Consider the following 13,890-nt stretch of genomic DNA (forward strand, 5'->3'; position numbering starts at 1 on the left):
AAGATTCCGGACGGCCGTTTTATGATTCAAAACTTTCAGCGGTTCGCCGCCTGAACGGCCGTGATGGCCACCACGCCGACGATGTCCTCGGCCTTGCACCCGCGGGACAGGTCGTTGACCGGGCTGGCGATGCCCTGCAGGATCGGGCCGTAGGCGTCCGCCTTCGCGAGGCGCTCAACCATCTTGTAGCAGATGTTGCCGGCGTTCAGGTCCGGGAAAACAAGCACGTTCGCGTGGCCCGCGACCTTGCTGCCCGGCGCCTTCGACTGGCCGACGGAGGGAACCAGCGCGGCGTCCGCCTGCAGTTCGCCGTCCAGCATCAGGTCCGGGGCTTTTTCCTTGGCGAGCTTTGTCGCCTCCACGACCTTGTCGACCAGAGCGTCCTTGCCGCTGCCGTAGCTGGAGAACGAAAGCATCGCGACCTTCGGCTCCGCGCCGACCAGGGACTGGAACGACTTCGCGGAAGCGATGGCGATCTCGGAAAGCTCGTCCGCGTTCGGGTTGATGTTCAGGCCGCAGTCCGCGAAGATGAACGTGCCGTTTTCGCCGTATTCGCAGTTCGGCACGTTGATGAGAAAGAAGCCGGAGACCATCTTCGCGTCCTTCGCCGTGCGGATGATCTGCAGCGCCGGGCGGAGCGTGTTCGCGGTGGAGTGGCACGCGCCGGAGACCATGCCGTCCGCGACGCCCTTTTTGACCAGCATCACGCCGAAATAGGTCGCGTCCTCCATCGTTTCGGAGGCTTTTTCCGGGGTCATGCCCTTGGCCTTGCGCATCTCGTAAAACGTGTTGGCGTAATCGTCGTGCAGATCGGTGTTTTTCGGGTCGATGATCTTCGCGCCCGAAAGGTCCAGGCCGTCCGCGGCCCTTTTGACCTCCTGTTCGTTTCCGAGCAGGATCACGTTCGCGATTTTGCGCCGGATGACCTCTGCGGCCGCCGCGACGACGCGCGGGTCGGTCCCTTCCGCAAGGACGATCGTCTTTTTATCGCTGATTGCTTTTTCAATCATTTTGTCCATAAAACTCATAATTGCTGACATCCTCTTTTCATCAGGTATAAATGTAACGTCCCATGGAGGGACACATACTAATTGTTATTATACCTCCGTTGCGTGAGGAAAAAAAGGAAAGTTATCTTTTTAACAGGCAGAAGTAAATATTCCTTGACAATTTAAATTGACATTATATAATTATTATAAGCAATAATAAAATAAAAGGAGAGATAAATAATGAAAAGGATAAAAAAAATAGCAGTATGTTTTTTAATTTCTTTGCTTGTCTTTTCTCAGATGGCAGGTATGACGACACCAGCATCGGCTCATACAGTTGTACCCAAGACAAGTGCAAGCCAGTTGTTTAATTATTCGCCCTACCATGTTGTTAAGGCTTTGATCAATCGCTTTGAAGAACATACGAAAAACAAAAGAAAAAGTACTTATGACAAACATACAAAACCCAGACCGGGTAGAAACTCAGAAAAGAAGAAACAGAAAAGCAATTGGAAACCGAGATGGATGTGATTTATGAAATATAAAATAGAAGAAACCAAAGAAAAGCTGAAAACTGCGGCAGACAGAAAAGACCTGGTGGAATTGTATACGCGCAGCGAGGATTCCTTTTCCGCCGGCATCGTCGTAGCACTGGATCAGGAAGGATTCGTTCTGAGGGAAATGGACAGCCAGGGCAGATGGTGCGGCTATTGCTTTTTTAGACTGGGGGCGGTTCGGAATGTTGAAACGGCTACGGATTATCTGAAAAAATTAGAGTGCTATCTTGACTATTGGGAAGGCAGGGGATTGTCCCAAAGCGACGCTCCGAAGCAGGAACCGCCGTTCGATCCCGAACGGAATACGCTGATTGACTTGCTGACCGGGCAATGCCTGAAAAAGCATATCATTACCGTGGGGTACTGCGAAGAGGAGAATTTGGATACCGGATATGTTTTGGCATTGACGGATCGGCTGCTTTCTCTGAAAACAGTCGACGTTTCCAGCGGCGGCTTTCTGGATGCCATAAGAAAACCGCTCGACGAAATTTCCATGATCGAGTTCGAAAGTATTGATAATATCTTGCTGGAATTTGCAAACCGAAAGCTCTTTTCAAATAAATAATTTTATGAGGCCCCGCAGCCGTCCGCGGGGCCTTTTTGCCTAAAACTTCAGGGAATGGAAACAAAAATTGATTCGGATTTTATATTGATAAAAGATATACAATCAATTATAATGAGAAGCATATGCAAGTCCTGCGAGGAAAGATTTTCAGGGGATGCAGAACCGAAAGGAGCACCGATATGAATTATTCCGCAGAAGTGGAAAAGATGTGTGTGGTAACCAAAGGGCCGAAGCACGGCCCCGCGCCCATCCCGGAGGAAGGGAAATGGGTCAAGGCGTATGAGATCAAAGACCTGTCCGGCCTGACGCACGGCGTGGGCTGGTGCGCGCCGCAGCAGGGCGCCTGCAAGCTGACGCTGAATGTGAAGGACGGCATTGTGCAGGAGGCTCTGGTGGAAACCATCGGCTGCTCCGGCATGACGCATTCCGCCGCGATGGCCGCGGAGATCCTGCCCGGCAAGACCCTGCTCGAATGCCTGAACACCGACCTCGTGTGCGACGCGATCAACGTCGCGATGCGCGAGCTGTTCAAGCAGCTTGCCTACGGCCGCAGCCAGACGGCGTTTTCCGAGGACGGCCTGCCCGTCGGCGCGGGGCTTGAAGACCTGGGGAAGGGTCTGCGCTCGCAGGTCGGCACCATGTACGGCACGCTTCCGAAGGGCGTGCGCTACCTGGAAATGACGGAGGGCTATGTGACCAGGCTCGCCCTGGACGAGAACAGCGAGGTCATCGGCTACCAGTTTGTCCGCCTCGGCAAAATGATGGAAGACATCCGCCACGGAGTCAGCCCGGACGAAGCCTATAAAAAGAATATCGGCCAGTACGGACGCTTCGACGGCGCGGTGAAATACATAGATCCGCGCGAAGAATGAGACCAGTGAGGAGGACAAACGAAATGGCTAACGAGGTAAAATTCGAGAACAAAGAGAGAAGAATGGCCAAAATCGAGAAGTGTCTTGCCGAGTACGGGATTGCCGGTCTCGAGGAAGCGCGCGATCTTTGCCTGTCGAAGGGAATCGACGTGGAGAAAATCGTCAAGGGCGTTCAGCAGATCGCGTTCGACAACGCGGTTTGGGCCTATACGCTCGGCTGCGCCATCGGCCTGAAAACCGGCGTGAAAAGCGCCGCGGAGGCCGCCGAAAAGATCGGCGTCGGGCTGGAGTCGTTCACGGTTCCCGGCTCCGTCGCGGAACAGCGCAAAGTCGGCCTCGGCCACGGCAATCTGGGCGCGATGCTTCTGCGCGACGAGACGAAGTGCTTCTGCTTCCTCGCCGGGCACGAATCCTTCGCGGCGGCGGAAGGCGCGATCGGCATCGCCCGTTCCGCGAACTCCGCCCGCAAAGAGCCGCTGCGCGTCATCCTGAACGGCCTCGGTAAGGACGCGGCGTACATCATTTCCCGCATCAACGGCTTTACCTATGTGAAGACGCAGTTCGACTACTTCAGCGACAAGCTCACCGTGGTGGAAACGCGCGCGTTCTCCGACGGCGAACGGGCGGATGTGAAATGCTACGGCGCGGACGACGTGCGCGAGGGCGTCGCGATCATGCAATTGGAGGGCGTGGACGTCTCGATCACCGGCAATTCCACCAACCCGGTCCGCTTCCAGCACCTGGTCGCGGGCACCTATAAAAAATGGGCTTTGGAAAACGGCAAAAAATATTTCTCGGTCGCTTCCGGCGGCGGCACGGGCCGCACGCTGCATCCGGACAACATGGGCGCGGGCCCCGCTTCCTACGGCCTGACCGACTCGCTCGGCCGCCTGCACGGCGACGCCCAGTTCGCTGGTTCCTCCTCCGTGCCGGCCCACGTGGAGATGATGGGCCTGATCGGCATGGGCAACAACCCGATGGTCGGCGCAACGGTCGCCTGCGCGGTCGCCGTCTACCAGGCGGCAGACTGAGTCTGCACGCACGCGCCTACGGCGGTCTCGGCCGCAACGACATGAACTTCCGGGAACATCGTCCGTCTTTGGCCCGCTCCACTTTAGCCCGGAGAAGATTTCGGCGGGACAGGACGGGGGAAACTCCCGGCAGCGTGACGCTGCTGTCGCCGTTCGGCGCTTTTGCCGTACCGTAGAAAAAGCGTCCCAGTGCGAGAGGTTCAGCTAAACAGGCCGCGCGATCACAGTCGTGGCTGCCGTAGGCAAGTGAGGCGTCTTGCGCCCGCCGCGGAGCGAGTTGCATCGGTAGGGGCCCCCGGTTCGCGGAGCGGCATACAGTTCCGGCACGGCGGGTGCAAAGGCCCGTTTGGCCCGGAGGAAATTTTGGCGGGACGGTTCAAAGCCGCTCCCGCTAATTTTATATTTTTTGGATTCAGGTTAAAGTTTGCGCGAAGGTTCCCCGCTTCAGTTTACAGGTTCCTGCCGCCAATGCGCGCAAGGCGGAAACCTGGAGCTGGAAACTCCCGCTCATCTTTTGAGAGGTGAAAAGAAAATGGATCAGGCAATGGAATATTTAACGAAGGACCCGGTTCTGCACGCGGACATGCTCGGGTGCGTCCGGCGCGGCAGCGCGCGCGTCCTGGCGGCTTCCGGCTCCGGGGTCCTTCTCTATGACCGGGACAGCGGAACGCACATGCTCAGCGCGGAGGATGGGGAAACGGCCCGGCGGATGCTCTCGGGACTGGGCGCTTCGGAACTGTTCGTGGCGCATCAGGAATGCTGCGCCGCGGCGGCGGAGGAAAAATTCGGCCTGTGCCACCGCATGCCGGTCTGCAACGCCGCATATCTTCAAAAGGAGCCGATTCAGGAAAGCGCAAGTCCCGCCCTGATCCGGCGGCTGGACGAAGGCTTTCTGCCCTTTGTCAGGGAGCATTATCAGAATGTTTCCGAAGACGGATATCTTCTCGGCCGGCTGAGGGCCGGCGTGATGTTCGGCGCGTTTGTGGAGGGCGAACCCGCGGGCTTTATCGGGATGCATGAAGAGGGCTCGATGGGGCTGCTGGAGGTTTTGCCCCGCTTCCGGCGGCGGGGGATCGCCGTGATGCTGGAGACGTTTCTGGCCAACCGCCTGCTGAAGGGCGGGGCGGTTCCCTACGCGCAGATCAAGGCGGGAAACGAGGTTTCCGTCGCGCTGCACCGCAGGCTGGGCTTTCGCATGTCGGATTATTCCATCTGCTGGCTGATGCGGTAGAGGACAAAAAAATTACAAAAAGTAAACAGGGAATAACACTTTTGTCATTCCCGAATTTTCCTCTTTTACGGACGGCGCGATTGGAGTATAATAGAAAAAGATCGTGACGGTGAACGCAAGGCAGGAAAGGAAACGGTTCGCGTATGCAGCCTATCAGTGAAAAAGTATTGCGCCGGAGAAGAAGACGCAGAAAGCTTTTTCTGTGGCGGGCCGCCGTATGTCTGTGCTTTCTTTCCCTGCTGGTCGCGGCGGCGGAGGGAACCACCGCGGTGATAAAGGACTTTGCGGGTTCCGGCCGTCCTGCTTCGGCGGTGCCGGGCGCTTCTTCCGCTCCGCCGCCCGCTTCTTCCCGCGCCCTGCCCTCTTCTTCCGCATTCCCCGCATCGTCGCAGCCGGCCCCGTCTTCAAAAGCGCCTGACGATCCGCCGTCCGCGGCGGAGGCGCCCTCTTCGGGAACCGGGCTGCCCGTTTCGGCCCCGGCACCGGAGGGCTGGTTTTCGGACGCGCTGTTCATCGGCGACAGCCGCACGGAGGGCCTGAGAAACTATGACGGACTTCCGGGCGCGACGTACTACGCCGTCAAGGGCCTGATGGTCAACACGGTCTACACCAAAGATGAAATCGAAGAAAAAGGAAAAAAAGAGACCGTGATGCAGGCGCAGGCGAAGCATCCGTTCGGCAAAATCTATATTATGCTCGGCGTCAACGAGCTTGGCTGGTCCAGCATGCAGACGTTTGTCTCCGACTATAAAAAAATGGTGGCGGACCTGAAAAAAGACCATCCGAAGGCGCGGATCTATCTCCAGGCGATCTTTCCGGTATCCGCGCGGAAATCGGCGGAAAGTTCCATCTATAATAACAATAAAATCGTCTCTTACAATCAGGCGATTCAAAAGATCGCGAAACAGGAAAACGTCGTCTTTCTGGATGCGGCACAGGCGATCTCAGCCGGCGGCGTCCTGCCGGAGGAAGCCTCGATGGACGGAGTCCATTTGAATTCCGAGTACTGTGCCAAATGGTGCGATTATCTGAAAACGCATACGGAGTGAATACGGGGGAACGGGAATGAAAAAGAGAATTCTCTGCGCTGCGGCGGCGCTGCTGCTGTTGCTGCCGGGCTGCCACGGCGGCGGAAGCACAAAGGCGGCGGATGTGCAGAAAGTGGCGGAAGAACTGATTTCCTCCGTCAAGTTCAAGGATCAGATGTCCGAACTGAATCAGGACATGGCAGTCAAGCTCTACGGGATCGATTCCGGCGACTTGGTCAAGGCCGCCGTTTACGAAAGCACGGGTGCGACGGCGGAGGAAGTCGCCGCGTTCGAGGCGAAGGACGAGCAGGCGGCCGGCCGGGTCAAGGAGAAGGCGGAGCAGCGCATCGAGGATCAGAAGGCGGGCTTTCAGGACTATCAGCCCGCCGAGATGGCGAAGCTGAAGGAACCGGTGCTGGAAGAAAAGGGAAAATATGTGATTCTGTGCGTTTCAGATGAAAACGAAACCGCGAAGAAGACGATCGACGGTTTCTTTTCGTGATGCCCCGGCGGATCTTGCTCTCCGGCTGATTTACTGGAAAGAAAAGATTTTTGATACAGAAAGCCTCCTTTTGTTTGCTCCATGCAGGATAGACCTGCTGCATGGAAAACAAAAGGAGGCTTTGTTTTAAACGCCATACGGAATGAATTCGGGCCGTTCAGGACCGTCCGTGAAAGCATCCGCACCGGGCAAAAGCTCAGTCGAAGCATTGGCCCTTTGAATAATAGGCCGCTCTATGAGCCCATCGGTCCGTGCAGACTTTATATCTGCTGACATAAACAATTCTTTCATTCTCCGTGTAGTTGACGCGTTTGATGTCAAGAATCGGATATCCGTTCGGAATCTCCATTTCCTTTGCAATCCGGCTGTCTGCAACGGAGGCGCGGATTTCTTCTTCCGCTTTGTATAAAGAAATTTGAAAGTCTGCTTCCAGAACTTCGCTGATGAGAAAAAAGTCTGTTGCACGCTTGAATTTCTCTATGTTGAAAGAATCTTTCAGATAGTTGTCTATTAAAAAAATAGGGGCGTTTTTAAAATAGCGCAGACGATGGATGTGGATGACCTGTTGATCGCCGTCCAGCGCAAAAGTCCGCCGGATATCATCGTCCGGCTTCTCAAGCCGAATGTAGAGCACTTTGCTGCTGATGAAGTCGAAATCACGTTCCATGTCGGAGGCAAAACCGCTTGAAAACAGCCAGTGGCTCTGTTTCTTTCTGTCGCAGACAAAGGTTCCCCGCCCCTGGCGCCGGTCCAAAAACGCCTCGTGTTCAAGCATGGAAAGCGCCTGTCTGACGGGGGCGCGGCTTGTGCGATAAAGCTTTTCAAGCTCCGCTTCAGCGGGCAGCTGATCTCCCGGCTTCAGTTTTCCCTGGAGAATCTGGTCTTTGATGTCCTGATAAATGCAATGATAAAGAGAATTTGTCTTCATATCTATTCCCAAGCGCGAGACGACCTCTGGGGTGTAATCTGCTCAGGTCCCCTCCCTCTTTACAACGGATTGTTTATATATTTATAGTATTTATATTCTATAATATCTTAATAATTGCATTTTGTCAAGATTCAGTCCGACCGTAAGGCTGATCTGATGGTTTTCCCTTAAACAAAGTAAGTTTCTTATGCCTGCGGAAAAATCTTTCCGGCTCGGTTTAAAAAAACGTCGTTTTATCTGCCGGTCATGATGCGCAGGATCACCTGGTCCGTCTCACGCATGCCGTCCCTTCCAACCCGGCCGACATTCCGAATGGTATTTTCCACGTTATTTGCTACGATTCCATCTCCGTTAACAAACTGTTTCTCGTTTCGATACATCTCGAATCCCAGCAATCCTGCTTCCACCGCAGTGGAAATCTTGGCGGCGCAGGAGGATTTGGCTCCGTCGCAGATGATTCCGGAAACAATCGCCAGGGCGTTGACCAGAGTGTGTGCGACGGCATCGTAGTCACCGGTTTCCAGCCATGCGATGGCTGCGCCGGCTCCGCAGCCGGCGCTTACGGCTCCGCAGAAAGCACTGAGCCGCCCGATGCTGCTTTTCTGGTGGATGGTAATCAGATTGCTGACCACCAAAGCGCGCAGAGTTTCCTCGTGCGTATGGCTCTTGTTTTCCGCGTAGACAATAACGGGCACCGAAGCGGCAATGCCCTGATTCCCGCTGCCCGAACAGATGACGACCGGCATTTCGCATCCGCTCATGCGGGCGTCGGAACCGGCGGCAGCGGCGGCGCGGCAGCGGATGTTCAGGCTGTCGTCCCTGGATTGGAGTAATACCCGGCCGATACAGGCTCCCCAGTTATGGGTCAGCCCTTCCTTGGAGATGGCCATATTGTAACGTATCTGCTCTTCCAAAATGTCCCGCACGCAGTCCAGTTCCACGGTGGCGGCGTAATCCAGAATCTTTTTTACATTGAGGCAGGAGCGATCCGTCAAACCGCTGTCCGTGTCCTTGTCCTGAAGCTCGTCTTTTTTTAAGATGGCACCGTCTTTTTCTACCAGCACGATATTGGTATGATAATCCACAATGCGCAAACGAACGTAGCCGGAACCCTTGAACAAAGTCAGGCCGATGTCGAATGTGGGGCCGGATTTCGTAGCCTTCACATCAATGGGACAGCCTTGCAGAAAAGCCGCGATCCGTTCCTTCTGCTCCGCCGTTACGCGGGAAAGCACCTGCAGCTGCCGCGTTTCATCTCCCGCGACGATACCGGCCGCCACCGCGGCCCCGATCCCTTTGAGTCCGCCGGTATTTGGCACGATGACGCTTTTTACGTTTTTAATGATGTTGCCACTGACCAGCACTTCCACGCGGTCCGGCAATCCACCCAGGACGGAGCGGGCTTTTGCCGCGCCGTAGGCAAGAGCGATCGGCTCCGTGCAGCCCATAGCCGGCACCAATTCCTCGTGAAGAATCTGCGTGTAGGCCTGATAACAAGGATCTGTCTTCTCCATTCTCATTCTCCATCTTTAAGTTGCGCCGCAAAGACACGGCGCTTCATTTTTCGCGCTCTTCCTGGCCGTTCAATTCAACCCGGATGACGCAGCAGTCGTCGCCGTCCATCGTATTCCGGTCATGGAAGCATTTATAACCCTTCCCGTACGCCTTGTATTTTTCCTGATCGATCTGACAGTACCTTTTGCCCAGACGGACGCCGTCGGGACCTAATTTTTTCCACGCCTCCGCCATGGGGCAATAGGTAATTTTGCTGATTTTTCCCTCCGGCTTATCGGCGGGCATCTCCATGGGAACAAATTTCCATCCCATTGAGGGAAGGTCTTTTCCATACTTAAAGTTTTTCAGCGTTGGCTTGAGGCCCTGCTGTTTAAGGTTCTCCATTACGGATTCGGCCGCAAGCTGTCCGTATTTCTCAATGGCGCTGCGGATCAGCGTTTCCGCCGTCTCCTTGGGCAGCGCATCCTCCAGCGTTTTTGCAAATGCATAATGAAGGAAAGCCAGCCTTTCCGCCATGATCAGAACATTCTCCACGGCCTTTTCCCCGGACACCTGTTCTTCGACCATAATTTCATCTTCCTTAAATTCAATCTATCGTTTTTCCTCATGACCGGACAGCTTGTCGAAAAGCACGCATAAGCTGCGGACGGCTTTCTGAAAATCGCTGATGTAAAAATGCTCGTTGGGAGAATGGGAGCCGTTCTCCGGGCGCCCCCACCCCAAAATCAGCATGGACGGGATTTTCAGTGTGTTTTTAATTTCGCTGATGATATGAATGGTACCGCCCGAACGAATAAAGGCGGGGGCAACACCGAAACCCTCTTCGATGGATTCCGCCGCCAGGCGGACGTTGGGATCGTCGATCTCCGCAAGGACGGGCATGGCTCCGAACAGGTAGCGGACATCGGCTTTTACGCCTGCGGGCAGATGACCGGCGACAAAATCCTTGAAACATTGAAAAATAAGATCAGGCTGCTGGTCCGGCACCAGCCTGGCGCTGATTTTGGCGGAGGCCCGGGCCGGTATCACGGTTTTGGAACCCTCCCCGGTAAAGCCGCTCCACATCCCGTTGATATCCAGTGTAGGCCGGATGCTTTTTCGTTCCATTGCCGAATAGCCGCGTTCGCCGGACAGTTTTGTCATTCCAAGGCTTTTCGCAACGGCCGCCTCGTCATAATTCAGCTGTTCCATCGCGCGCCGCTCCTGCTCGGCGACCGGACGGACGTCCTCGTAAAAGCCGGGAACAAGGATTTTTCCGCTGCCGCTGTCCTTCAGTTTTGCCAGAAGATCCGACAGAACTTCGGCGGCATTCAGGGCGATTCCGCCAAACAGCCCGGAGTGCAGGTCCTTCGCCATGGTCTGAAGCGTGATTTCAAAGGATACAATTCCGCGGAATCCACAGGTGACCGCGGGGATATCTTTCGAGAGCATCGAACTGTCTGAAACGAGAAAAATATCACTGTGAAGCTGGTCTTTTTTTTGATTGAGAAAATGCATCAGGCTTTTGCTGCCGATCTCCTCTTCTCCTTCCGCCAGAACGATAAGGTTCAGCGGAATGACACCGCGGATGCGTTTGTATGTCTCCAATGCTTTCAGGTAGGTGTAGAATTGCCCCTTGTCATCGTTGGCCCCTCTCGCGTAAATGGCGCCGTCCCGGAGAGTCGGCTCAAAGGGCGGGCTTTTCCATTCGTCGAGAGGATCCTCCGGCTGCACGTCGTAATGGCCGTAGATCAGAAGGGTCGGCGCCGACCGGCTGTACTCTTGTCTTGCCATCACAATCGGGCTGCCGCCGGCGAAGTGAATGCCGCCGCGGAAATCAAGCGCGCGCAGCTTTTCCAGTATCCACTCGGCGGACTCTTCCATTGCGCGGCCTCTGCCGGAATCCGAGCTTACTCCCGGAATGCGCAGAAAATCACAGAGTTCTTCCACATAGCGGCCGGAACAGCGGTCAATATCTTCAAAAAATTCCGTGTGATTCGTTTTGTCCATTTGTCGTACCTCATACGTTTCAGCAGCAATGAATATGGTTGGCTGAGAAGGAAAAGGGGAGTGATTCCGTCAAACCACTCCTCCCGTTCCGCTCCGACAGAGCCTATTTGCCCTGAAGATATTTGTTGGCCCAGCCGTAATGGCCGATCAGCTTATCAAGCGTCCAGTACTCCTGGGAGTTGTAGCAGAAAGCGAAGGGCTTGAACTTTTCAATCATGACCTTATCCTTGTCGTCCAGAATCTCTTCGTCGATATGGGTGGCGACAACTTCGGCGAGAAAAATATCATGCGAGCCGAGCGCGACGACATGTCTGACGATACACTCCATATTGACGGGGCATTCTTTAATCATGGGCGCTTTGACGATGGAGGAAGGCTGCGGGGTCAGCTGGGCAAGTTCCCATTTGTTGACGTTCCTGGCGCTGCGTATTCCGCAGATATCGGTTTCTTTCGCCAGGTTTTCCCCGGGAATATTGACCACAAATTCACCGGTTTCCTTCAGCATGGGGTAGGAATAACGGGAGTCTCGGACGGAAATGGACACCATGGGAGGGTTGGCGTTGATGATGCCGCCGTAGGAGATCGTAATGATATTGGCTTCGCCTGCTTTGTTCGCACAGGTTACCATGAACGCGGGAATGGGAGAAACAGCCGTGGCTGCGCCGATATTTTTCTTTGCCATAAGGATACCCCTTTCAAAATCAGATTCAATTTCTGCCGGTATTCAGTCGGGTCTGCTTACTTGCAGGGTTCGCCGTTTACGACCCAGACGCGGGACTTGGAATCCCAGATAGCGATGCCCCCCATCAGGCCCCAGCAGGTCTCCGGAATGTGGATGAAAGTGATGTAAAGCCGCAGGGGATCGATTCCGAACTCCTCCTGCATAATCTTGGTCATGGCGGCGCATACATCGTTGTTGGTTTTGTGGTCGATGCCGTTCATGCTGCGAACGTCGATAAATCCGAATGGCTCATTGGAATTTCCCATCGCGCCGTCTACTTTTTGAAGGGTGACCATCACCGCTTCTTCGTTTTTGTGCGCAACCTCAACCATTACCTTGTTGAATTTGCGAAGTACGGCCTCCTTTGTGCTTTCGGAATAGTCGACATTTGTCTGAATGAATACACCTGGCATACTCATTTCCTCCTAATTATAAATTTTTATGTAGTTTTTAATTGGTTTCAAGTACCGCTTCCTGTTTCGGCTTGGTGAGCAGGCTCACCACAATCAAAGCGGCGACCGAAACGGGAATGGCGATCAGGGAAGAATCCAGCCCGTTCCCAATCGTGTTTTTCAGGAATAGCTCCCAGACGAGGGCGCAGGTGCCGCCCAGCGCAATGGAAGTGACGGCGCCGGCGGGCGTCGCGCGCTTCCAGAGCAGTGCGGCGACCAGGGACGGGGAGATGGCGGCGGCGTAAACGGTATAAGCGTACATAATAATGCTGAGAATGTCCGTAAACTTTGCGATCAGCAGATAGGCCACAAGACCGATCAGGACCACGACCAGCCTCAGGCGGATCATATTCTGCCTGTCCGTCTTCGGCTTCTTAATAAAGTAAGGGACAAGCACGTCGGCGTCCAAGGTCGTCGCGGAGGAAAGCAGATAAGAATCTCCGGTCGTCATCAGGAACGCCACGCAGGCTGAAAGCAGCAGGCCGCCGACGCCGAAGGGCAGCAGATTCATCGCGACCATCATCAGAGCCGTGTCCGGCTTGATGTCCTTCAGGTAAGGAATCGCGTAGGATTCGATCAAAACGACACAAGTACCGAGAATCAGGCAGCCGATGATCATCAGGCCGGCGGATTTCTTTGCGGTTTTTCTGTCCTTGGAAGCCGCAAAACGGATGAACAGATTCTGGTCGCCCATTGCCAGGACACTGGTGGCGATGAGAACGCCCCACGAGCTTGCAGCATTGTTCTGAGCGCCGGCCAGGGTGAAATAGCTGTCGGGGATCTGGGCGGTGAGACCGGCAAAGCCGCCGCTTTTCATCAGCAGGCAGGGGATCGCCAGCATGAAGGACAAGAAAATGAAAAAGGCGCTGATCGAATCGGTGTAGGCGACGGAGGTAAGGCCTCCGGACACGCAGAGGATCACGATGACGACAGCCGCGATCGCCGTGCCGACGGGGACGGGAATGCCGGTCGTGATATTCAGAATATAACCGGCGCCTTTGAATTGATAGGAAGCGGTGCCGATGTAGGAGAGAACAATAAAGACAGCCGCCAGAATGCCCGCCACTTTATTGTACCGCTTGGTGAACAGCCCGGCGACGGACGTTTCCTCCGTGGCCCTGATTCTGCCCGCCAGAAAGAACACGACGATGAGACCGATGGGAGTCGCGTACTGATAGATCAGTCCTGGGATGATGCCGCGGGAATACACGATATTAGCGCACCCGGTAATACTTCCTCCGCCAAACCAGGTGGCGATCAGGGTGCCGAGAACGATGACAAGGGGCAGGCTTTTGCCGGCGTTTGCGAAGTCCTTGCTTTCTTTCACCTTTTTCTTCGTGATGTAAAGTCCATAAATAACAACCACCGCAAGGTAAGCAAAGATGAACCATAAATAGCGCAATTTTATCCCTCCAACTTAACTTCGATACATCACATCATTCACACCAGTGACAGTCCTTTTCTTTTATGTTTCCGTTGTCTCGAGAAATTATAGCAAGCGACGTTCCGC

At 54.7% G+C, this 13,890-nt stretch carries 16 protein-coding genes; 7 read left to right on the forward strand and 9 right to left on the reverse strand.

What is annotated here, in order from left to right; translation table 11 throughout:
• Positions 1–35: 35 nt before the first annotated feature.
• Positions 36–1,040, reverse strand: a complete 1,005-nt coding sequence (gene pta, locus VA597_RS00360) for a phosphate acetyltransferase (protein ID WP_128741087.1) — start codon at positions 1,038–1,040, stop codon at positions 36–38.
• Positions 1,041–1,229: 189 nt separating this feature from the next.
• On the opposite strand from pta, the gene VA597_RS00365 reads away from it, so the two are divergent.
• The 4 genes from VA597_RS00365 to VA597_RS00380 all read left to right on the forward strand — a co-directional run bounded on the left by VA597_RS00365 (position 1,230) and on the right by VA597_RS00380 (position 4,014).
• Positions 1,230–1,520 carry a hypothetical protein gene (locus VA597_RS00365; protein WP_128741088.1) on the forward strand — a complete coding sequence of 97 codons (291 nt, stop codon included), beginning with the start codon at positions 1,230–1,232 and terminating at the stop codon, positions 1,518–1,520.
• A gap of 3 nt (positions 1,521–1,523) precedes the next feature.
• Complete coding sequence (locus tag VA597_RS00370) at positions 1,524–2,111, forward strand: hypothetical protein (RefSeq protein WP_128741089.1); 588 nt, start codon at positions 1,524–1,526, stop codon at positions 2,109–2,111.
• A 179-nt stretch (positions 2,112–2,290) separates the two neighbouring features.
• Positions 2,291–2,983, forward strand: coding sequence for an iron-sulfur cluster assembly scaffold protein (locus tag VA597_RS00375; protein WP_128741090.1), 693 nt, complete (start codon positions 2,291–2,293; stop codon positions 2,981–2,983).
• A gap of 23 nt (positions 2,984–3,006) precedes the next feature.
• Positions 3,007–4,014 (forward strand): GGGtGRT protein, encoded by a 1,008-nt coding sequence (locus VA597_RS00380; protein ID WP_128741091.1) that lies wholly within the window; start codon positions 3,007–3,009, stop codon positions 4,012–4,014.
• A 16-nt stretch (positions 4,015–4,030) separates the two neighbouring features.
• On the opposite strand, the gene VA597_RS00385 is transcribed toward VA597_RS00380, so the two are convergent.
• The gene (locus tag VA597_RS00385; RefSeq protein ID WP_128741092.1) at positions 4,031–4,297 is read right to left on the reverse strand and encodes a hypothetical protein; all 267 of its coding nucleotides are present in this window, start codon (positions 4,295–4,297) and stop codon (positions 4,031–4,033) included.
• Between the two features lie 261 nt (positions 4,298–4,558).
• On the opposite strand from VA597_RS00385, the gene VA597_RS00390 reads away from it, so the two are divergent.
• The 3 genes from VA597_RS00390 (at position 4,559) to VA597_RS00400 (ending at position 6,775) form a co-directional block, all read left to right on the forward strand.
• Complete coding sequence (locus VA597_RS00390) at positions 4,559–5,245, forward strand: GNAT family N-acetyltransferase (RefSeq protein WP_326974929.1); 687 nt, start codon at positions 4,559–4,561, stop codon at positions 5,243–5,245.
• Positions 5,246–5,388: 143 nt separating this feature from the next.
• Positions 5,389–6,294 (forward strand): GDSL-type esterase/lipase family protein, encoded by a 906-nt coding sequence (locus VA597_RS00395; RefSeq protein ID WP_128741094.1) that lies wholly within the window; start codon positions 5,389–5,391, stop codon positions 6,292–6,294.
• A gap of 16 nt (positions 6,295–6,310) precedes the next feature.
• A complete protein-coding gene (locus VA597_RS00400) occupies positions 6,311–6,775 on the forward strand; it encodes a DUF4358 domain-containing protein (protein ID WP_128741095.1) in 465 nt (154 codons plus the stop codon).
• Between the two features lie 196 nt (positions 6,776–6,971).
• On the opposite strand, the gene VA597_RS00405 is transcribed toward VA597_RS00400, so the two are convergent.
• The 7 genes from VA597_RS00405 to VA597_RS00435 form a co-directional block, all read right to left on the reverse strand.
• Positions 6,972–7,703, reverse strand: coding sequence for a GntR family transcriptional regulator (locus VA597_RS00405; protein ID WP_128741096.1), 732 nt, complete (start codon positions 7,701–7,703; stop codon positions 6,972–6,974).
• A 233-nt stretch (positions 7,704–7,936) separates the two neighbouring features.
• Entirely contained in the window at positions 7,937–9,223 is a 1,287-nt protein-coding gene (locus tag VA597_RS00410) for an L-cysteine desulfidase family protein (protein WP_442861465.1), read from the reverse strand.
• Positions 9,224–9,260: 37 nt separating this feature from the next.
• Entirely contained in the window at positions 9,261–9,785 is a 525-nt protein-coding gene (locus VA597_RS00415) for an L-2-amino-thiazoline-4-carboxylic acid hydrolase (RefSeq protein ID WP_128741098.1), read from the reverse strand.
• A 24-nt stretch (positions 9,786–9,809) separates the two neighbouring features.
• A complete protein-coding gene (locus tag VA597_RS00420) occupies positions 9,810–11,207 on the reverse strand; it encodes a dipeptidase (protein ID WP_128741099.1) in 1,398 nt (465 codons plus the stop codon).
• 103 nt (positions 11,208–11,310) lie between these two features.
• A complete protein-coding gene (locus VA597_RS00425; protein WP_128741100.1) occupies positions 11,311–11,889 on the reverse strand; it encodes a flavin reductase family protein in 579 nt (192 codons plus the stop codon).
• A gap of 56 nt (positions 11,890–11,945) precedes the next feature.
• Positions 11,946–12,341, reverse strand: a complete 396-nt coding sequence (locus tag VA597_RS00430) for a phenylpyruvate tautomerase MIF-related protein (protein WP_164918894.1) — start codon at positions 12,339–12,341, stop codon at positions 11,946–11,948.
• A 37-nt stretch (positions 12,342–12,378) separates the two neighbouring features.
• Positions 12,379–13,782: a sodium:solute symporter family protein gene (locus VA597_RS00435; RefSeq protein ID WP_164918895.1), complete on the reverse strand. Its 1,404-nt coding sequence runs from the start codon at positions 13,780–13,782 to the stop codon at positions 12,379–12,381.
• Positions 13,783–13,890: the final 108 nt, after the last annotated feature.

This window comes from Caproicibacter sp. BJN0012 (assembly GCF_035986805.1).
Taxonomy (GTDB): Bacteria; Bacillota; Clostridia; order Oscillospirales; family Acutalibacteraceae; genus Caproicibacter.